The 19,341-nt window shown below is 55.7% G+C and carries 15 protein-coding genes and 1 tRNA gene; 15 read left to right on the top strand and 1 reads right to left on the bottom strand.

The window, feature by feature from the left end; translation table 11 throughout:
- The first annotated feature begins 34 nt into the window (after window positions 1–34).
- The 13 genes from tuf to fusA all read left to right on the top strand — a co-directional run bounded on the left by tuf (window position 35) and on the right by fusA (window position 17,577).
- Window positions 35–1,231, top strand: coding sequence for an elongation factor Tu (gene tuf / locus AB1L30_RS18400; RefSeq protein ID WP_345090678.1), 1,197 nt, complete (start codon window positions 35–37; stop codon window positions 1,229–1,231).
- Between the two features lie 57 nt (window positions 1,232–1,288).
- Window positions 1,289–1,361: transfer RNA gene (locus AB1L30_RS18395), tRNA-Trp, on the top strand.
- A gap of 113 nt (window positions 1,362–1,474) precedes the next feature.
- A complete protein-coding gene (secE, locus tag AB1L30_RS18390; protein WP_367014851.1) occupies window positions 1,475–1,942 on the top strand; it encodes a preprotein translocase subunit SecE in 468 nt (155 codons plus the stop codon).
- Between the two features lie 91 nt (window positions 1,943–2,033).
- On the top strand, window positions 2,034–2,864 hold the full coding sequence (gene nusG / locus AB1L30_RS18385; RefSeq protein ID WP_367014850.1) for a transcription termination/antitermination protein NusG: 831 nt from the start codon (window positions 2,034–2,036) through the stop codon (window positions 2,862–2,864).
- Between the two features lie 161 nt (window positions 2,865–3,025).
- Entirely contained in the window at window positions 3,026–3,451 is a 426-nt protein-coding gene (rplK, locus tag AB1L30_RS18380) for a 50S ribosomal protein L11 (RefSeq protein ID WP_367014849.1), read from the top strand.
- Window positions 3,452–3,504: 53 nt separating this feature from the next.
- The gene (gene rplA / locus AB1L30_RS18375; protein ID WP_367014848.1) at window positions 3,505–4,182 is read left to right on the top strand and encodes a 50S ribosomal protein L1; all 678 of its coding nucleotides are present in this window, start codon (window positions 3,505–3,507) and stop codon (window positions 4,180–4,182) included.
- Between the two features lie 52 nt (window positions 4,183–4,234).
- Window positions 4,235–4,759 carry a 50S ribosomal protein L10 gene (gene rplJ, locus AB1L30_RS18370; protein ID WP_345090692.1) on the top strand — a complete coding sequence of 175 codons (525 nt, stop codon included), beginning with the start codon at window positions 4,235–4,237 and terminating at the stop codon, window positions 4,757–4,759.
- A 129-nt stretch (window positions 4,760–4,888) separates the two neighbouring features.
- Entirely contained in the window at window positions 4,889–5,302 is a 414-nt protein-coding gene (rplL, locus tag AB1L30_RS18365; RefSeq protein WP_367014847.1) for a 50S ribosomal protein L7/L12, read from the top strand.
- 358 nt (window positions 5,303–5,660) lie between these two features.
- Complete coding sequence (rpoB, locus tag AB1L30_RS18360) at window positions 5,661–9,410, top strand: DNA-directed RNA polymerase subunit beta (protein WP_367014846.1); 3,750 nt, start codon at window positions 5,661–5,663, stop codon at window positions 9,408–9,410.
- A gap of 141 nt (window positions 9,411–9,551) precedes the next feature.
- Window positions 9,552–13,988, top strand: coding sequence for a DNA-directed RNA polymerase subunit beta' (gene rpoC / locus AB1L30_RS18355; protein ID WP_367014845.1), 4,437 nt, complete (start codon window positions 9,552–9,554; stop codon window positions 13,986–13,988).
- A gap of 343 nt (window positions 13,989–14,331) precedes the next feature.
- Window positions 14,332–14,700 (top strand): 30S ribosomal protein S12, encoded by a 369-nt coding sequence (gene rpsL, locus AB1L30_RS18350; protein WP_105351948.1) that lies wholly within the window; start codon window positions 14,332–14,334, stop codon window positions 14,698–14,700.
- Window positions 14,701–14,794: 94 nt separating this feature from the next.
- Window positions 14,795–15,265, top strand: a complete 471-nt coding sequence (gene rpsG / locus AB1L30_RS18345) for a 30S ribosomal protein S7 (protein WP_345090708.1) — start codon at window positions 14,795–14,797, stop codon at window positions 15,263–15,265.
- Between the two features lie 233 nt (window positions 15,266–15,498).
- A complete protein-coding gene (gene fusA, locus AB1L30_RS18340) occupies window positions 15,499–17,577 on the top strand; it encodes an elongation factor G (protein WP_367014844.1) in 2,079 nt (692 codons plus the stop codon).
- Between the two features lie 35 nt (window positions 17,578–17,612).
- Here fusA and AB1L30_RS18335 read toward each other — a convergent pair whose 3' ends face one another.
- Window positions 17,613–17,903 carry a hypothetical protein gene (locus AB1L30_RS18335; RefSeq protein ID WP_367014843.1) on the bottom strand — a complete coding sequence of 97 codons (291 nt, stop codon included), beginning with the start codon at window positions 17,901–17,903 and terminating at the stop codon, window positions 17,613–17,615.
- Window positions 17,904–18,219: 316 nt separating this feature from the next.
- Between AB1L30_RS18335 and rpsJ the strand changes: the two genes are divergently transcribed.
- The gene (rpsJ, locus tag AB1L30_RS18330; RefSeq protein ID WP_105351940.1) at window positions 18,220–18,537 is read left to right on the top strand and encodes a 30S ribosomal protein S10; all 318 of its coding nucleotides are present in this window, start codon (window positions 18,220–18,222) and stop codon (window positions 18,535–18,537) included.
- 113 nt (window positions 18,538–18,650) lie between these two features.
- Window positions 18,651–19,340 (top strand): 50S ribosomal protein L3, encoded by a 690-nt coding sequence (rplC, locus tag AB1L30_RS18325; protein ID WP_367014842.1) that lies wholly within the window; start codon window positions 18,651–18,653, stop codon window positions 19,338–19,340.
- The last annotated feature ends 1 nt before the right edge of the window (window position 19,341 follow it).

The raw sequence follows: 19,341 nt of genomic DNA, 5'->3' as shown, positions 1-19,341 counted from the left end.
TCACGGTTTAACTGGGGTAAGAAAGACATAGAAAATGGCCAAGGACGTATTTGAACGATCTAAACCTCACGTCAACGTTGGCACCATCGGTCACATCGACCACGGTAAAACGACCACCACCGGTGCGATCCTCGCAGTTCAGGCTGCTAAGGGTCTGGCCAAGATGAAGGCGTACTCCGAAATCGCCAAGGGTGGTACCGTTCGTGACGAAACGAAGACCGTTACCATCGCTGTGGCTCACGTCGAGTACGAATCGCCGATTCGTCACTATGCACACATTGACTGCCCCGGTCACGCTGACTTTGTGAAGAACATGATCACCGGTGCCGCCCAGATGGACGGTGCAATTCTGGTGGTTTCGGCTGCTGACGGTCCGATGCCACAGACCAAGGAACACGTGCTGCTGGCTCGCCAGGTCGGTGTGCCTTACGTCGTGGTTTACCTGAACAAGTGCGACCTGGTCGACGACGAAGAGTTGTTGGACCTGGTTGAGTTGGAAGTTCGTGAACTGCTGAGCAAGAACGACTTCCCTGGCGACGATTGCCCAGTCGTTCGTGGTAACTCGCTGGCCGCTTACAACAATCCAGCCGACCCAGAAGCTTCGAAGTGCATCACCGAACTGGTGGAAGCTCTCGACAGCTACATCCCGGAACCTACTCGTGAAACCGACAAGCCATTCCTGATGGCTATCGAAGACGTGTTCTCGATCGAAGGTCGTGGTACCGTGGCGACTGGCCGTATCGAACGCGGCGTTGTGAAGGTTGGTGAAGAAGTCGAAATTCTCGGTCTGACCGAAAAGCCGACCAAGACCACCGTCACCGGCGTTGAAATGTTCAACAAGGTCATGCAGGAAGGCTACGCTGGCGACAACGTCGGTTGCCTCCTCCGTGGTGTCAAGCGTGAAGACATCTCGCGTGGTCAGGTTCTGGCCAAGCCAGGTTCGGTTAACCCACACACCAAGTTCGAGGCAGAAATCTACTGCTTGAGCAAGGAAGAAGGCGGTCGTCACACACCGTTCTTCAGTGGTTACCGTCCACAGTTCTACTTCCGAACGACCGACGTCACCGGTACCGCCAACCTGGTTGGTGCTGAAATGTGCATGCCGGGCGACAACGTCAAGATCGAAGTCGAACTGCACAAGCCAATCGCCATGTTTGAAGGCGTTCGCTTCGCTATTCGTGAAGGTGGTAAGACCGTCGGTTCCGGCGTCGTTACCAAGATCACCGCGTAAGCATTGTTGATATTCAAGCTTCGCCGGGCCAGGTTTCCTGTGTCCGGCGATGCTGCTAGGGGCGTAGCTCAATTGGCAGAGCGCTGGATTCCAAATCCAGATGTTGAGAGTTCGATTCCCTCCGCCCCTGCTTTTTCGTTGGTGTTACCAAACTTGTTGGGCGAGTCGCACCGGTAAAGTCATCCTGGAAGATAAACACCAGCGACGTCGCCGCGGCAGGAACGCCAAAGACTGAGAGTGACCATGGCCAAGGAGAAGACCGCTAGTTCCCCTTCCCTGCTCAGCGAGATGGTGCAGACGGGACGGTTCAAGCGGAATCAAGGTAGAATTGCCCGCCAGGCTACCCTGATTGCGATTTGGGTGCTCATTGCGATCGCTGCTTACCAGCTGTATCAGTGGCTCGGTTCGTATGCTGATCTGACTTCGATGAAGTTGCACTGGGTGATCCCAGGGGCACTTGGCGCCATTGGTTTTTGGATTGCATACCGATTGATTAACTGGCCGACGTTTGCCAACTTTTTGATTAACGTCGAAGCCGAAATGACTAAGGTTACTTGGCCTTCCAAGGCTGAGCTGTGGCGAAGTGTCATCGTGGTTATCTCGTTGATCTTCATCCTGGCCGTGTTGCTGTTTGCTTTTGACCTGGCGTGGATCACGCTGTTCAAAACGATCCGGCTGATTCCGCCAGATCCAGGAACCGTCGGCACCTAGTTGGTCGTTGGCCAGATGAAGCACCGCACGAATTATGCGGTGCACGTCACTTTCGATGGTCCAGTCCCCGGGCTGGTTAAGGTTAAGTTTCGTGGCAAATGCTCCTGACAACTCGTTCGATCCCGAAAAGGACCCTGAACAAGGGGCCCCTGTGGACGCAGAAGCTCAATCGGAGGAAGTAACGACTCCGGAAGAAGCTGTCGAAGAGTCTGCGCCGTTCGAGGAGGAGTCGTCGGAGGAAGTCGCTTCCGAGGCCGAAGAGCCTTCTGCGGAAGAGGAACCAGCTGAGGAAAAGCCGGCTCCCGTCGCCAGGAAGACAGGCAAGAATCGCGGCCCGATTGAAGAAGTGACCGAAGAAGAAATCGAGCCCGCGGATGAGGCTCAAAAGGAATGGTACATCCTCAAGGTTCAGAGCAATCGCGAAAAGTCGATCTGCACCAACCTGATTCGCCGCGTCAAGATGGCCGGACTCGAGGGGTACTTTGGCGAGATTCTTGTGCCCACCGAGGACCTGGTGGAATACAAGAACGGCAAGAAAAAAGTCACCAAGCAGAAGCTCTACCCAGGCTACATCGTCGTGCACATGGCAATCAACGACGAAACGTGGTTCCTGGTTCGCGAGACCGGCGGCATTGGTGATTTCACCGGAGCAGGCGGCAAGCCCGTTCCCATGTTGCCGCACGAAGTGGATCGCATCGTCAAGAAGACGCGCAAGCCTGATGAAGGTGAGCAGGAAGAAGTCAAGACGAACATTCGCTTCAAGATTGGCGACCATGTTCGCATCACTGAAGGAACCTTCGAGAACTTCGAAGGGGATGTCGAGGTGATCGACAACACCAATGGCCGAGTCACGGTCATGATTAATATTTTCGGCCGCACAACGCCTGTGGAGATGGAACACTGGCAAATGGAGCCAGTTTAGTCCACGCCACGCGTTGCACCGGTGGTCGATTCTTCTAACTCCCCTTCGCCGGCGGAAGACAGAGAACGAGCCTCGGGGCCTTTGTTTTATAAGCAGACAGTTTTCACAGCATTCGGTGGCAGTTGGTTCTAGCAATCAACTGCGGCACGGGAAACAGCAAAATGGCACGGGAACAAGTAGGTCAAGCGAAGTTTCAGGTCCCCGGCGGTCAGGCCACTCCGGCTCCTCCGGTTGGTACCTCGTTGGGTCGTTACGGTGTGAACCTCGGTCAGTTCGTTCAGCAGTTCAACGATAAGACTCGAGAATTCAATGGCATGCCGATTCCGGTTGTCGTCACCGTCTACAACGACCGTACCTTCGAGTTCATCTGCAAGAGCCCACCGGCCGCTGCATTGCTGAAGAAGGCTGCTGGCCTGGCCAAGGGAAGTGGCACGCCGAACACCAAAAAGGTTGGCAAGGTTACCAAGGAGCAGATCGACGACATCTGCAATCAGAAGATGGCGGACCTCAATGCCCGCGATCTGGATCATGCTCGCCGTATGATTGAAGGTACGGCTCGCAGCATGGGTCTGGAAGTCGCGGAATAGGTTTCCGATCTGTCTAACCCGAACATTATCTCCCTACAAATTGGCGATTGACGATGCCTACACAATCCAAACGATATCGAGCCCTTCTCGAAAAGGTTCCAGCAGACGCTTTGACCCTCAAAGACGCAATCGTGCTGCTGAAGTCGTTCAACACCACCAAGTTTGACCAGACGGTTGAAATTGCCATGCGTTTGGGTATCGACCCGAAGCAGGCGGATCAGCTGGTTCGTGGTGCTCTGGTTCTGCCGCATGGTATCGGCAAGATCCAGCGGGTCGTCGTCTTCGCTAAGGGTGACAACGTCGCAACTGCCAAAGAGGCCGGTGCAGACGAAGTGGGTGCCGAAGATCTGGCGAAGAAGATCAAAGATGGTTGGCTCGACTTCGACGTCTGTATCGCTACCCCAGACATGATGGGCCTGGTAGGTCCTCTGGGCCGCGTCCTCGGTCCGCGTGGTTTGATGCCATCGCCGCGTGCCGGTACGGTTACGCCAGACGTTGCTCGCGTTGTCAAAGAATACAAGGCTGGTAAGGTCGAGTTCCGCAACGACCCAACGGGTATCGTGCACGCGGTCGTCGGTCGCCTCGGCTTCGAAGCCGATAAGCTCGAAGACAACATTCGCGCTTTTGTGGATCACATCAATGGCCTCAAGCCGCAAGCGGCGAAGGGCACCTATGTTCGTAGCGTCAATCTGAGTGCCACGATGAGCCCTGGGGTTCAAGTCGCTCTCTAATTGGTCCTGACATCAAGCGTTACGCAAACACACATAACTAAAGCCCAGAGCCATGAGTAAGTATCTGAAAAACCTGGTGATCTCCGATCTGTCGAAACGACTGGAAGGGGTGAACGACCTTCTGGTAGTCGACGTGGTGGGGATGAATGCGGACAAGACCTTTCTGGTTCGCAAGCAGCTCCGCGAAAAGGGTCTGAGCCTGTTGGTCGTGCGTCGCACGCTGGCAGCCAAGGCCTGCGAAGGCACGTCTCTCGCTCCGGCCTTCGAATCCATGGAAGGGAGCACGGCGATCGTTTGGGGTGATGGTGACTTCGTCGACCTGGCGAAAGAAATCATCAAGCTGAACGACGACGACAAGTTCCCGGGCTTCACCGCCAAGGGTGGTGTCATGGATGGTGAATCCCTGACGCCCGACACTGTCAAGGCAATCAGCAAATGGCCCAATCGAGCTGAACAGCTCTCGCTTCTGGTGGGTCAGATTCTGGGGCCTGGACGTACCCTGGGTGCCCAGATCAAGGGTCCAGGTGCCAAGTTGGCCTCGCAGGTCAAGCAGGTTGGCGAAAATCAAGAAGGCTAAGCTCCTTCACTTGGCAAACGTCGAACGGCTTTTGCCGATCGATTGTTTCCTTAACTAACAAAACATCCGTATTCCCTGGCGCAGGCGGATCCCTCCCCTGCAAATCGTGTTGAAAGGATAAGATCCGAAATGTCCGAAGAAGCAACTGCAACCGTTGAAGTGTCCGAAGAAATCAAGGGTTTGGGCGATCAGATCGCTGGTTTGACCCTGAAGCAAGCCGTTGAGCTGGGTGATTACCTGAAGGACGCTCACGGTATCGAAGCCGCCGCTGGTGGTGGTGTCATGATGGCTCCTACCGGCGACGGTGGTGGTGCCGCTGCCGCTGTTGAGCAGACCGAATTCGACGTCGTCATGACTGACTTCGGTGCTCAGAAAATCGGCGTGATCAAGGTTGTTCGTGGCATTACCGGTCTGGGCTTGAAGGAAGCCAAGGACATGGTTGAAGGTGTCCCGAGCAAGATCAAGGAAGGCGTCTCGAAGGAAGATGCCGAGAAGGTCAAGAAGGAACTGGAGGAAGCTGGTGCCGTCGTCGAAATCAAGTAAGACGTTGGTATTTCGCTGATTTCCTGTTTTCACTTCGGCGTTGCCTCCCCTATACTGAAGAGGCAACGTCGCGAGGTGTGATTTTGAAGTCTTCTGGATCTTCTTTTTCTTTTGACAGCATGGATGGGAATCAGGTGAGAGTGCGCGCCCGCAACAGCGGGCGTGCTAGCTTGCTGCGGGTAAGCTGCGCGCACCGGCTCGCGCACTCGATCTTGAGCCTCTACTGTCCGCCCGTATCGCTCATGCTTTCTCGCCTTTTGTCTCGGACCGTTTGCTAGAACCCTGGTATCGGATCTGCGTCGTTTCGGCGTGAGAGCATGTTGTTTTTTGATTTGCCGCCCAAGGAGTCGCGTCGCCTATGGCTACCTCGTCGCAACGACGGCTGGAACCAACTGAAGTTCGTCGGTTCGGAAGTCAATCGATTTATATGGCTCCGCCGGATCTGACGAAAATTCAGACCCTGAGCTACAAAAACTTCCTGCAAGCGGAGGTGGAAGCGGAAGAGCGAGATCAAGAGCTGGGCATCGAAAGTGTCCTGCGCGAGATCTTCCCGATCCAGAGCTACGACGGACAGAATCAACTTGATTACGTCCGTTATGAACTGGGCAAGCCGCGCTACACGCCAGAGGAATGCAAGCAGCTGCGGTTGACCTATGGTCGCCCATTCCGCATTTGGCTCCGCTTGAACAAAGAAGAGCCGATCGAAGAAGAAGTCTACCTGGGCGATCTGCCCGTCATGCTCGGTGGTGGTGAGTTCATCATCAACGGTGCCGAGCGTGTCGTCGTCAGTCAGCTGCACCGCAGCCCTGGTGTCGACTTCGTGCTAGAACAAGACACCACGTCCGACAAGAAGCTGCCAAGCTGTCGTGTCATTCCGGAACGTGGTAGCTGGATCGAAGTGAACGTGTCGAAGAAGGACTCGCTCACGGTCCGTATCGACCAGAGCGGTAAGTTCGCCGCCACGACGCTGCTCCGTGCCATGTCGCCGGAATACAGCAGCGACGCCGACGTGATCCGCGCCTTCTACGAATCGACCATCGAGTCGGTCAAAGATGGTCGCAGCGTCTCGAAGATCGAGAACAAGATCGCTGTTGACGACATTATCTACCCGAGCAGCAGCGACCGTGCTGGCGAAATCATTCTGGAAGCAGGCCAGAAGATCAGCCGCAACATCGCCGAGTTGATCTGCTCTGCCGGGATCGATGAAGTCGAAGTGATGGAACCGCCCAAGACGCCGTTGATTTTCAACGCGCTCGGCGAAGACAACACTTCGAGTCACGAAGAAGCGCTGCTTCGCATCTACCAGCGTCTGCGACCAGGTAACCCTCCGCAGCTGGAAAAGGCGAAGACTCTGTTCGCTGAGAAGTTCTACGACGAAAACCGCTACCGTCTCGGTCGCGTGGGTCGTTTCCGTATGAACCGTAAGCTCGGCCTGGACGTGGAAGAAGGTCAACAGACCCTCCGCCCAGAAGACTTGATCGCAGCGATTCGTTACATCCTGAACTTGTCGTCCGGTGACAAGCGTGCTCGTATCGACGATATCGACCATCTTGGCAATCGTCGTCTGCGTACGATCGACGAGCTGGCTTGCGACGAAATGCGAAAGGGCTTCCTGAAGCTGCGTCGTACGGTTCAGGAACGAATGAGCCTGAAGGATGCCGAGGACATGACTCCTCGCAACCTGGTCAACCCAAAGAGCATTTCGGCCGCCATCGAATACTTCTTCGGTCGTGGCGAATTGTCGCAGGTGGTCGACCAGACCAACCCGCTCTCGATGCTCACACACGAACGTCGTCTGTCGGCTCTCGGCCCAGGCGGTTTGAATCGTAAGCGTGCTGGCTTCGAGGTCCGCGACGTTCACATCTCTCACTACGGTCGCATCTGCCCGATTGAGACACCGGAAGGTACGAACATCGGTCTGATCAGCAGCCTGGCTCTCTACTCTTCGGTGGACGAGTACGGCTTCTTGATCACCCCGTACCGTAAGGTGACCAACGGTAAGGTTGCCAAGGGTTTCGTTTGGCTTCGTGCTGATGAAGAATCGGACGCCCTGGTGGCTCCGGCCGATACGCCAACCGACGATGAAGACGCCCTGCTGGGTGACCTGATCATCGCTCGTTATCGCAGCGACTTTGAATTGGTTGCTCCGACGGAAGTGGAATATATCGACGTGGCTCCTTGCCAGATGGTGGGTGTTTCCGCAGCGTTGATTCCATTCCTCGAACATGACGACGCGAACCGCGCTCTCATGGGTTCCAACATGCAGCGTCAAGCTGTGCCACTGTTGGTCGCCGAACCGCCGATTGTCGGTACCGGTGTCGAACGCGACGTGGCGATGAACTCGAGCATGATCATTCGCGCCAAGTACGACGGTGTGGTCAAGTATGTCGACGCCTTGAAGGTGGTCGTCGAACGCAGCGGTGCCGCTGAACATGCCGAAGACGTTTACAATCTGCGTAAGTTCGTCGGCTTGAACGAACGTACCTGCTTGAATCAGCATCCTGTCGTCAAGATGGGCCAGAAGATAACCGCTGGTGACGTGCTGGCCGATGGTGCCGCGACCCATGGTGGTCAGTTGGCTCTGGGCCGTAACGTGCTGGTCGGCTTCATGTCGTTCGACGGTTACAACTATGAAGACGCGATTATTATCAGCGAAGAGCTGGTGAAGCAGGACGTCTATACTTCGATTCACATCGAAGAATTCGACGTCGAAATTCGCGAAACGAAGTTGGGCCGCGAAGACTTCACCCGGGACATCCCGAACGTCTCAGAAAAGATGCTTCGTAACCTCGACGAGAACGGTATTGTTCAAGTCGGTACTTACGTGAAGCCAGGTGACATTCTGGTCGGTAAGGTCTCGCCGAAGAGCAAGACCGAACTGACGCCGGAAGAAAAGCTGCTGCACGCGATCTTCGGTCGTGCCGGTGAAGACGTGAAGAACGACTCGCTGGAAGTGCCATCAGGTATCGAAGGCATCGTCGTTCAGGCCGAGAAGTTTGCTCGCCGCATGAGCCTCTCGGACGATGAACGAAAGGCATTCGAAAAGACCCTGAAGGACGCCGAAAGCGAAGGCAACGCCGCGATCAGCGAACTGTTCGCCGAGTTCATCGGTGAAGTCGAGAAGATCCTCGGCAAGACGGTCACCGACGAAGATGGCACTCCAATCACTCGTGATCAGGACGCCAAGTTCATCGCCGAACAAGCTCAGCAGTTCCGTCTCTACAAGATTCTGGAACCACTGAAGAGCGAAGATCGTGTCGCCAGCATTCGTCAGCTTTACGCTGCGAAGTGGCCAGCGATTGAACTCGCCATCGATCAACGTGACCGCAAGCTGAACAGCATGAAGCGAGGTGATGAACTTCGCAGCGGTGTTCTGCAGATGGTTAAGGTTTACATTGCGACCAAGCGAGTGATCTCGGTTGGTGACAAGATGGCCGGTCGCCACGGTAACAAGGGTGTGATCGCCAAGATCCTGCCGGTGGAAGATATGCCGTTTTTGCCAGACGGTACGCCGATCCAGATCATGCTCAATCCGCTGGGCGTGCCTTCGCGTATGAACGTGGGGCAGATTCTGGAAACCCACTTGGGTTGGGCCGGTGCGAAGCTTGGTTTCCAAGCCATCACGCCTGTGTTCGACGGTGCTTCCGAAGAGATCATCAACGACTGCCTGGAAGAAGCAGGCCTGCCACGTCACGGGAAGGCTCGCCTTCACGATGGCCGAACGGGCGAAGCCTTGAACCAGGAAACGACCGTTGGTTACATCTACATGCTGAAGCTGCATCACTTGGTTGATGACAAGGTGCATGCTCGTAGCACGGGTCCTTACTCGCTTATTACCCAGCAGCCTCTGGGTGGTAAGGCACGATTCGGTGGCCAGCGATTCGGGGAAATGGAAGTGTGGGCTCTGGAAGCCTACGGTGCTGCCTACATCCTCCAAGAGCTGCTCACTGTGAAGAGTGACGACGTCGAAGGACGTACGAAGATCTACGAATCGATGGTCAAAGGTGAAAACACTTTGGAAGCCGGTACGCCCGCCAGCTTTGACGTGTTGACCAACGAAATCCGAGGGCTTGGGTTGAACATGCAGCTCGAAAAGCGTCGCCTGTAACAGGCGACCTTGGCTGCGGCTGGCAGGGCTCGTCTACGGAAGCCCTGCTGGCAAGGAACGACCCGCGGCTGGTTCCGACGCGACCGGCTGCATCTTCACCATACCGACCATCCAAGTGGATAGAAATAAGGAGCACGGGCCATGAGTATTCTCGAAAGCTCTTACGACCGAATCAACGATTACACCGCGGTCAAGATCAGCCTCGCACGGCCTCACGACATTCGGAGCTGGTCGTTCGGTGAAGTCAAGAAGCCGGAAACGATCAACTACCGTACCTATCGCCCAGAAAAGGACGGCCTTTTCTGCGAACGTATCTTCGGCCCAGAAAAGGACTGGGAATGTGCGTGCGGTAAGTATCGCGGCATGAAATACAAAGGCATGATCTGCGATCGCTGTGGTGTGAAGATCACTCACAGCCGCGTTCGCCGTAAGCGAATGGGCCACATCGAACTGGCCGCGCCGATCGTCCACATCTGGTTCTTCAAGGCGATGCCTAGCCGACTGGGTAACCTGTTGGCCATGAAGACTTCGAGCCTGGAAAAGGTCATTTACTTCCAGGATTACGTCGTCGTCGATCCAGGCAGCACCGATCTGGAAAAGTTCCAGACGCTGACCGAAGAAGAGTACCGTGGCGCCGTCGAACAGTTTGGTAGCGGTTCGTTTGAAGCGGACATGGGTGCTGAAGCGGTTCGTAAGCTGCTGCAAGGTCTCGACCTGGTGCAGTTGTCGATCGACCTCCGCAAGGACCTGCAGGAAACTGGTTCGAAGCAGAAGCGAAAAGACTACATCAATCGCTTGAAGATCGTCGAAGCGATCCGTGACAGCGACAACAAGCCAGAATGGATGATCATGGACGTGATACCGGTTATTCCACCGGATCTGCGTCCGCTTGTTCTGTTGGACTCGGGCAACTTTGCCACCTCCGACTTGAACGACCTCTACCGTCGTATCATCAACCGCAACAACCGTCTGCGTAAGTTGGTCGATCTGAACGCTCCTGAAGTCATCATCCGCAACGAAAAGCGTATGTTGCAGCAGTCGGTCGACGCTCTGTTCGACAACAATCGCTGCAAGCGTCCGGTTCTGGGTAGCAGCAACCGTCCGCTCAAGTCGCTGACCGATATGATCAAGGGTAAGCAGGGTCGTTTCCGCGAAAACCTGCTCGGTAAGCGCGTTGACTATTCGGCTCGTAGCGTGATCGTGGTCGGTCCGCGTATGAAGCTGCATCAGTGCGGTCTGCCTAAGAAGATCGCCCTGGAATTGTACCAACCCTTCATCATCCGCAAGCTGAAGGTGCTCGGTCATGCCGACACCATCAAGAGCGCCAAGAAGATGCTCGAACGCAAGGATGAAGAAGTCTGGGACATCTTGGAATCGGTGATTCAGAATCACCCGGTCCTGTTGAATCGTGCTCCGACGCTTCACCGTATGGGGATCCAGGCCTTCGAGCCCACCCTGGTGGAAGGTAATGCGATTCACTTGCACCCACTGGTGTGCAAAGGCTTCAACGCCGACTTCGACGGTGACCAGATGGCGGTTCACTTGCCGCTTTCGATTGAAGCCCAGGTCGAAGCCCATACCCTGATGTTGGCGACGAATAACATCTTCGCCCCATCCAATGGTAAGCCGATCATGAGCCCGTCGCAGGACGTGGTGATGGGTTGTAACTTCATCACCATCAGCCTGCCGAACCGTCCAGGTGAAGGGATGACCTTCGCTTCGATGGAAGAAGCGGACTATGCCTTCGCTCAGGGGATCATCGATCTGCACGCTCTCGTGAAGGTTCGACTTCCTGAAGGTCGCAGCCTCAAGGGTGAAGACGACGAACAGGCCTCCGGCCGAATTGTCGAAACCACCTTTGGTCGCGTTTTGTTCAACGAGATGCTGCCTGCAGGCATGGACTACTACAACTTCTCGATGGGTAGTAGCGAATTGTCGAAGGTGATTTCGGACTGCTATCAGCGTCTGGGTCGCCGTGCGACGATCAACCTGCTGGACGATATGAATCAGCTCGGCTTCCGCGAATCGACCCGCAGCGGTCTTTCCTTCGCGACCGACGACCTTGTGACTCCCGATTCGAAGCACAAGATCATTGGCGAAGCTGAAAAGAAGGTGATCAAGTTCAAGAAGCTGTACGAACGTGGTGTGATCACGGACAAAGAACGTGTGAACCAGGTTCTCGATGCTTGGACTCATGCTCGTGAGCAGATTACTGCCGAGATGATGACCGAGATGAAGAACGACGACCGCGGTGGTCACGGTTACGTGAACCCGGTGTACCTGATGGCCGACTCTGGTGCTCGTGGTGGTACCGAACAGATTCGTCAGCTGGCCGGTATGCGTGGTCTGATGGCCAAGCCGAGTGGTGAAATCATCGAAACGCCCATTAAGTCGAACTTCCGCGAAGGTTTGACGGTGCTCGAGTACTTCTCCTCGACGCACGGTGCCCGTAAGGGTCTGGCGGATACGGCTTTGAAGACGGCTGACTCGGGTTACCTGACTCGTAAGCTGGCCGACGTCGCTCAGAACGTGGTGATCACAGCCGAAGATTGCGGTACGACCCAGGGTATCACCAAGGGGGTCATCTACCGTGGCGAAAAGGTCGAAGTCTCGCTGGCAGACGCGATCAAGGGTCGTGTGAGCCGTCAGAGCATCGTGAATCCGATTACCGACGAAGTGATCGTTCGCGAGAACGAAATGATCACCCCAGACACCGCTCGCAAGATCGAGAAGATGGGTCTGGAACGCATTCAAGTTCGTAGCCCAATGACCTGCGACAATGGTCTGGGTTGCTGCAAGGCTTGCTACGGGATGGACATGTCGACCGGCGATCAGGTCGAAGAAGGCATGGCCGTCGGTATCATCGCCGCCCAGAGTATTGGTGAACCTGGTACTCAGCTGACGATGCGTACGTTCCACATCGGTGGTGTGGCCGTTACCGATACCGAAGAACACGAAAAGAAGACCAAGCGTGGTGGTTTCGTCAAGTTCACGCGTATGCGGACTGCGACGAACGACGAAGGCAAAAACATCGTGCTCACCCGTAACGGTGAAATCACGATCGTCGACGCCAAGGGTCGTGAAATCGAAAGCTACGACGTGCCAACTGGTGCGATCCTGGAAGTCAAAGAAAACGAAGAGGTGAAGACCGGTCAGGTCCTCTGCTCTTGGAATCCTTACTCGATTCCGATCGTCGCTGAAGTCGGTGGTCGCGTCCGCTACGAGGACGTGGTCGAAGGCGAAACGATGATGATCGAGCACGACTCCACCGGTCACCAACGTCGCATGATCACCGAGCACAAGGGTGACTTCCATCCGCAACTCGTGATCGAAGACGAAGACGGCAAGCCGCTCGACGTTTACTACCTGCCAGAAAAGGCGATCATCGACGCCGATGAAGGTACCAAGGTTTCGGCAGGTACCACGGTGGCCAGCACCCCGCGTGAATCGGGCGGTGTTAAGGACATCACCGGTGGTCTGCCGCGAGTCACGGAAATCTTCGAGGCTCGTAAGCCGAAGGATCCAGCCGTGATGGCTGAGATCGACGGTGTCGTCGAGATTCTCTCGGAGAAGAAGCGTGGCAAGCGAACGATTATCGTTCGCAACGAATCGGGTATCGAACGCGAGCACCTGGTGCCACACGGTAAGCGATTCCTGGTTCATACCGGCGACTACGTCCGGGCTGGCCAGTCGCTGATCGACGGTCCACTGGTTCCTCACGACATTCTGCGTATCTCCGGTGAAGAAGCCGTTCAGCAGTACCTGCTGCACGAAATTCAGGGTGTGTATCGCAGCCAGCGTGTGGAAATCAACGATAAGCACATCGAAATCATCGTCGCTCGCATGCTGCGAAAGGTGATGGTTGACTCGGCTGGCGACACGAGCCTGTTGCCTGGCCTGGTGATGGACAAGTTTGACTTCCGTCGTGCCAACGAGCAGTTGTCGCGTTGCCTGAAGATCTCGAGCCCTGGCGACTCGCAGCAGTTCAGCGAAGGCATGATCGTTCCGAAGGAAGCTTTGGAGCAGGAAAACGGCCAGATCGAATCGCTGGGTGGAACCCCTGCCAAGGGTGTGAAGCCCGCCGCGGCAAGTGCTTCGACGCAGTTGTTGGGTATCACCAAGGCTGCCGTTCAGAGCTCCAGCTTTATCTCGGCCGCGTCCTTCCAGGAAACGACGAAGGTTCTCACCGAGGCTGCCCTGGCAGGCAAGGTCGACGAACTGATCGGTTTGAAGGAAAACGTGATCCTGGGTCACTTGATCCCGGCGGGTACCGGTTTCCGCACCTTCCAGGATTCGGAAGTCCGAATCAATCCAGAAGCCCTGGCTGAACTTGCTTCGCGAACTCGCGAACGCACGCTGGAAGACAGCTTCCCGCTGCTGCAAGACAACGGCGATGGCCAAGGCCCTGCCGCGATCTCGGAAATGGCACCTGCCCCAGGGCTAGAAAGCCTGCTCGGTGGTGGCGGACCGATTCCGGCAACCGAAGGCCCGACCTATGGTCAGCCACAGCCTCCTCAGCAGCCTCCAATGCCTCCGCAAGGTGGTGAAGGATTCGAGCCAGGCGACGACGAATTGTAAAACAGAAGCGGCTGGGCAACCTGGTTTGCCCGGTTCGTTGGAGAATCGGAAGCCATGGTCACGCAAAAGTGGCCATGCTTCTTTTTCCCAAAACAGCAAAAGCGAAGGATGCTTTTGCGGCACCCAGGTGCTGAAAAGTAGCTCGCAGTGCCAGAAAGCAGGATTCAGTTCGAGAAATCGCCTAGTCGTTTTCGCGCGAGGCGTCCATTACGGGTTGACAGTTTTCGGCAATCGGATAATTTAAAGGGCTTCCCATTGTCCGTGGGAAGCGACAGTAAGCAAACAGAAATTCGGTCGACTGGTCAGCAACCAGTTGGCGTAGCTTAGAAGTAACGGCGACTCCATGCCCACCATCAATCAGCTCGTTCGCAAGCCACGAAAGAAGAAGCGTAAGTTCAGCAAGTCTCCAGTTTTGGAGAAGTGCCCGCAGAAACGTGGTGTCTGTTTGCAGGTCCGCACGATGACCCCGAAGAAGCCCAACTCGGCTCTTCGTAAGATCGCTCGTGTGCGTCTGTCGAACCAGAAGGAAGTCACCGTGTACATCCCAGGCGAAGGTCACAGCCTGCAGGAACACTCGATCGTGCTGGTTCGCGGCGGTCGTGTTCGCGACCTTCCGGGTGTGCGTTACCAGGTGGTCCGCGGTGCTCTCGATGCTCTCGGCGTGAATGGCCGTAAGCAGTCGCGTAGCCGTTACGGTGCCAAGAAGAGCTAAGCTTGACGTCGCTCGGACCGGTTCGCTGGTCGCCACGTCTCGTCATTGAATACATTCCAATACTGAATCAATAGCGAATAGTTAGTTACCAACGATGGGTAAGATCACCGCCAGCCGCGAAACGTTGAAGCCAGATCCTCGCTACAAGTCGATCCTGGCCAGCAAGTTCATCAACTGTCTGATGCAGGATGGCAAGAAGACGACCGCTCAGGAAGTTTTCTACGGTGCCATGGACGAGCTGAAGAAGCGTCTGCCAGAAGAGCAGCCGATTGACGTCTTCACTCAGGCCGTCGAGAACGTGAAGCCGCACATCGAAGTTCGCTCGAAGCGAGTCGGTGGTGCTGCTTACCAGGTTCCTATGCAGGTCAATCGTACCCGTCAGCAGTCGCTCGCCATCCGTTGGTTGCTGGGTGCTGTTCGCGACAAGAAGGGTCGTCCGACCCACCTGAAGTTGGCTGACGAATTGTTTGCCGCTTACAACCGCGAAGGTACCGCCTATACCAAGCGTGAAAACGTTCACCGTATGGCGGACGCGAATAAGGCATTCGCTCACTTCGCCTGGTAAGACCGCTCAAAGAAAGCCGTGCTTCCCAAAAGTGCGGCTTTTTTTATGCGCCGACGGAAGCCTTGTTCCGCGTCGGGGTGTGTTGAGATCGCTCGAAACAAGGCTGTCACGGGTGCAATTAATCAGTTGCCCGTCATAGTCTTGCGGTGCAGAAGCCGCCAAAATATCAGTTCACGTTTGCCGTTCATTGAGAAGCAGGAAAGGTCCGGCCGCTGGAGGCTGGCAAGAGAGTCATGGCTCGTAAACTTGAAGACATCCGAAACATCGGGGTGATTGCCCATATCGACGCCGGGAAAACCACGGTAACCGAGCGTATGCTGTTCTACAGTGGTGCCTCGCACAAGGTGGGTGAGGTTGATAAAGGGACCACGACGACTGACTTCGATGAAGAAGAGGCGGAGCGTGGGATCACGATTTACTCGGCGTGTGTAACGTTCCCTTGGAAGGAGTGCACGGTCAACTTGATCGACACCCCAGGCCACGTCGATTTCACGGCGGAGGTGGAGCGTTGCCTGCGTGTGCTCGACGGCGGTGTAGTCGTGTTCAGTGCTCGCGAAGGTGTGGAAGCCCAGAGTGAAACGGTTTGGCGTCAGGCCGATCGCTACAAGGTGCCGCGGATCGCTTTCATCAACAAGATGGACCGCGAAGGTGCCGACTTCTATCCGGTGCTGCAGGAAATCGAACGTCGTTTGAAGGCGAATCCTGTGCCGATTCAGATTCCTGTTGGGGCTGGCCCGCCGCATCTGGCCGATGCTTTTCGAGGGGTGATCGATCTGATCGAGATGAAGATGCTGACCTTCGGCGAAGGGGATCAGGATCGCACGATTGACGTGCAGGAGATTCCAGAAGACTACGTCGAGAAAGCCCAGCAGTGGCGAACGAATCTGCTTGAGAAGCTCTACGACCACAGCGACGAGCTGATGGAGATGAGTCTCGGTGATGAGCCAATTCCGACGGCACTTATTCGCAAGGTTCTTCGCGGTGCAACGCTCGCTCGTGAGATCCAGCCGGTGCTCTGCGGCTCTGCCCTCGACGGGATTGGTGTGCAGCCAATTCTGGACGCGGTCACCTACTTCCTGCCGAGTCCAAAAGATGTTCCGCCCGTCGTGGGGACGAACCCTGCGAAGAAGAATCAAACGGAAACGCGGACGACCGATCCAGGCGAGCCATTTTGCGGGCTGGTCTTCAAGGTGTTGCCTGCCAAGCATGGCGATATGACTTGGGTGCGGGTCTATTCCGGTGAGCTCAAACCGAATAGTCGCTTGCTCAACCCAGGTCGTGATGTCAAAGAGAACTGTGCTCAGCTTTGGCACATTCAGGCTTCGCGAAAAGACCAGGTCGATCACGTCGGTACCGGTGACATCGTCGGCATCATCGGGCTGCGACATTCGGTCACGGGCGATACGCTTTGTGATACGCGAAGCCCGATTTTGCTCGAGTCGATCAACTTTCCAGAGACGGTCATTGGGATGGCGATCGAACCCGAATCTTCGGCCGATCGCGACAAGCTTTCCGATACGCTGGGCATGATGCGTCGGCAAGATCCAACCTTCGCAGCGAACGAAAATAAAGACACCGGGCAAACAATTATCAGCGGGATGGGCGAGTTGCATCTCGAGGTCATTCGTCACCGCTTGCTCCGGGATTTTAAGCTTAACGTCAAGGTGCATAAGCCGCGCGTGAGCTACCGCGAAACGGTGGGTAAGTCAGCAAAGGTGACCGGCGAATGTCATCGTGTGATTCAAGGGGCGCAGCTGTTCGCGAAGCTCACGATCCAGGTCGAGCATGTCCCGAATCAAACGCCTTCGGTGCTGGTCATCTCGAAGTGCCCTCCCGATGACGTGCCGTTCGAGTTGATCGAGTCCGCTATGGAAGAGCTTCGTAGCCGCGCCGCGGGCGGCGGCATCATCGGTGGCTTCCCGTTGGCGGATTTGAAGATCACGATCCTGGGCGGCGAGATTGCCGAAGTCGGTTCGACAGATACCGCCTTCGCCATCGCCGCTGGAGATGCGTTTGAGAAGGGGCTTGAAGCCGCTGTTCCCACATTGCTCGAGCCGATTATGAAGCTCACGATCACGACCCCAGATGATTACATGGGGGATTTCGTGGGCGACATCATGAAGCGTCGTGGCGAAATCGCCAAGACCGAGAACCGCTCAGGCGACGTCGTGATCGAAGCACATGCTCCGCTGGCGGAGCTGTTTGGGTACTCGAGCGCCATGCGAAGTCTCAGCCAGGGGCGAGCATCCAGCAGCATGGAGCCGCTGAAATATGCTCCCGCACCCGCAGAGATTGCCAAACAGTTTATGTAAATTGCGGAAAGTGGGTCTTCTGGCGACTTCCGGGCCTAGCGTTCGACGCGATTCTCGGGACAATGATCCCCTTCCGCTGATTGAGTTGATCGCACTCTTTTCCAAGACCAGGCAGCGGCCAGGCCTTGGAAGAGGTAAAAGCCGACGGTAGTCAGCAGGACGAGCACTGCCAGGAAGTGCTCCAGATGAAAGTCGACCAGGCGAGCTAGTCCGAGGCCCGTAGCAACAACGGTCATCAGGATGAAAAGCCCTGCCAATCCCAGTTGCCACTTCATGGCAGAAGGGCGGGTCGGGGTTTCCGAAATCGGATAAATAATCGATTTCAAGGTGGGTACTGGCCTGGAATTACTTTCCGGTTAGTTCCGGTAAGGTGATTCGGGCGAAGAATGCGACACGTTTTCCCCTTTTGCTGCCGTCGCGGTGAACCGCGTGTGCAGCGATTTTACTCGGGAAAACACCGGTTTTCATCAGAACTGAGTCGCACCTTTGAAAAAGGTTCGAAATAAGAACCGGCGCCCATTGACGAAATCGGCCACGATTTTTAATATCATCTGTTTCCCGTCTAGCTCAAAGAGCCAGTAGGGAGCGAAAAGAAATTTACCAGCCCGGTCTGCCGGGAAGCAGTTAATAGGGATCAGAAGCGTGGCGAAAGAAATTATTCGCATTCGGATGGAAGCTTACGATCACTCGATCTTGGATCAGAGTGCTCTCGATATCGTCGATACGGCGAAGCGTACCCATTCGGAAGTTCATGGTCCCATTCCGTTGCCGACTCGTATCGAACGTTACACCGTTCTGTCGGGTCCGCATATCGACAAGAAGGCTCGTCAGCAGTTTGAAGTGCGGACGCACAAGCGTCTGATCGACATCGTCCAGGCTACCGCCAAGACGATCGAATCGCTCAACAAGCTGAATTTGCCAGCTGGTGTCGATATCAAGATCAAGGCAACGACTCGATAGTTTTATTTCACAGCTCGTTTTAAAGAGTCTTTGGATGGCTGGAAGCTTCGGGTGGTAATTGGCCGACTTGGCTAATCCATCGAAGCGAGCAACGGACTACAAGGCGACGAATCATGGCAAAAGGCATACTCGGCCGTAAGGTTGGGATGACCCAGATCTATACTGAGTCTGGCGAAGTTATCCCGGTTACGGTTGTACAAGCAGGTCCCTGTCACGTGCTTCAGGTGCGAACCCTGGAACGCGATGGCTACGAGGCAGTTCAACTCGGATACGACGACAAGCCTCGCCGATTGGCGATTCGTAGCGAACGTGGTCACGTTGCTCCTCTCTCGAGCAAGCGAGCCAGGAAGCTGGCCGCCGCTGGTGCCGAAGCTGCACCCAAGGCTGGCTGCGAGCCTAAGAAGTTCGTTCGTGAACTTCGTGGTTCGATCGAAGGTGCTGAAGTCGGTCAAGAGATCGGCATTGGCGTTCTGGCAGAAACGGCCCGTGTCGACGTCATCGGTACTAGCCGCGGTCGCGGTTACGCTGGTGTGATGAAGCGGCACAACTTCGCCGGTCAGCGAGCCACTCACGGTGTGAAGAAGGTTCACCGCCACACCGGTGGTACTGGCTGCAGTGCCTATCCAAGCCGCACCTTCAAAGGCCTTCGCATGAGCGGCCAATACGGTAACGCCAAGGTTACCAGCCGTAACCTGAAGGTTATCAAGGTTGACGAAGAAAACGGCGTGATTCTGCTCAACGGTGCCGTGCCTGGCCCGAACGGCGGTTACGTGATCGTTCGTGAAACCAACATGGTCCGCTAAC

Source organism: Bremerella sp. JC817 (genome assembly GCF_040718835.1).
Classification (GTDB): Bacteria; Planctomycetota; Planctomycetia; order Pirellulales; family Pirellulaceae; genus Bremerella.
The sequence above is the reverse complement of the archived record's forward strand: the minus strand, read 5'-3'. Positions and strand labels throughout refer to the sequence as shown.

Excerpts from the sequence above, each read along its gene's own strand:
- secE (WP_367014851.1), top strand. The coding sequence starts at position 1,475 with ATGGCCAAGGAGAAGACCGCTAGTTCCCCTTCCCTGCTCAGCGAGATG.
- rpsG (WP_345090708.1), top strand. The coding sequence starts at position 14,795 with ATGGGTAAGATCACCGCCAGCCGCGAAACGTTGAAGCCAGATCCTCGC.
- rplJ (WP_345090692.1), top strand. The coding sequence starts at position 4,235 with ATGAGTAAGTATCTGAAAAACCTGGTGATCTCCGATCTGTCGAAACGA.
- rplL (WP_367014847.1), top strand. The coding sequence starts at position 4,889 with ATGTCCGAAGAAGCAACTGCAACCGTTGAAGTGTCCGAAGAAATCAAG.
- rpsL (WP_105351948.1), top strand. The coding sequence starts at position 14,332 with ATGCCCACCATCAATCAGCTCGTTCGCAAGCCACGAAAGAAGAAGCGT.
- rpoB (WP_367014846.1), top strand. The coding sequence starts at position 5,661 with ATGGCTACCTCGTCGCAACGACGGCTGGAACCAACTGAAGTTCGTCGG.
- rplK (WP_367014849.1), top strand. The coding sequence starts at position 3,026 with ATGGCACGGGAACAAGTAGGTCAAGCGAAGTTTCAGGTCCCCGGCGGT.
- rplC (WP_367014842.1), top strand. The coding sequence starts at position 18,651 with ATGGCAAAAGGCATACTCGGCCGTAAGGTTGGGATGACCCAGATCTAT.
- tuf (WP_345090678.1), top strand. The coding sequence starts at position 35 with ATGGCCAAGGACGTATTTGAACGATCTAAACCTCACGTCAACGTTGGC.
- rplA (WP_367014848.1), top strand. The coding sequence starts at position 3,505 with ATGCCTACACAATCCAAACGATATCGAGCCCTTCTCGAAAAGGTTCCA.
- fusA (WP_367014844.1), top strand. The coding sequence starts at position 15,499 with ATGGCTCGTAAACTTGAAGACATCCGAAACATCGGGGTGATTGCCCAT.
- rpoC (WP_367014845.1), top strand. The coding sequence starts at position 9,552 with ATGAGTATTCTCGAAAGCTCTTACGACCGAATCAACGATTACACCGCG.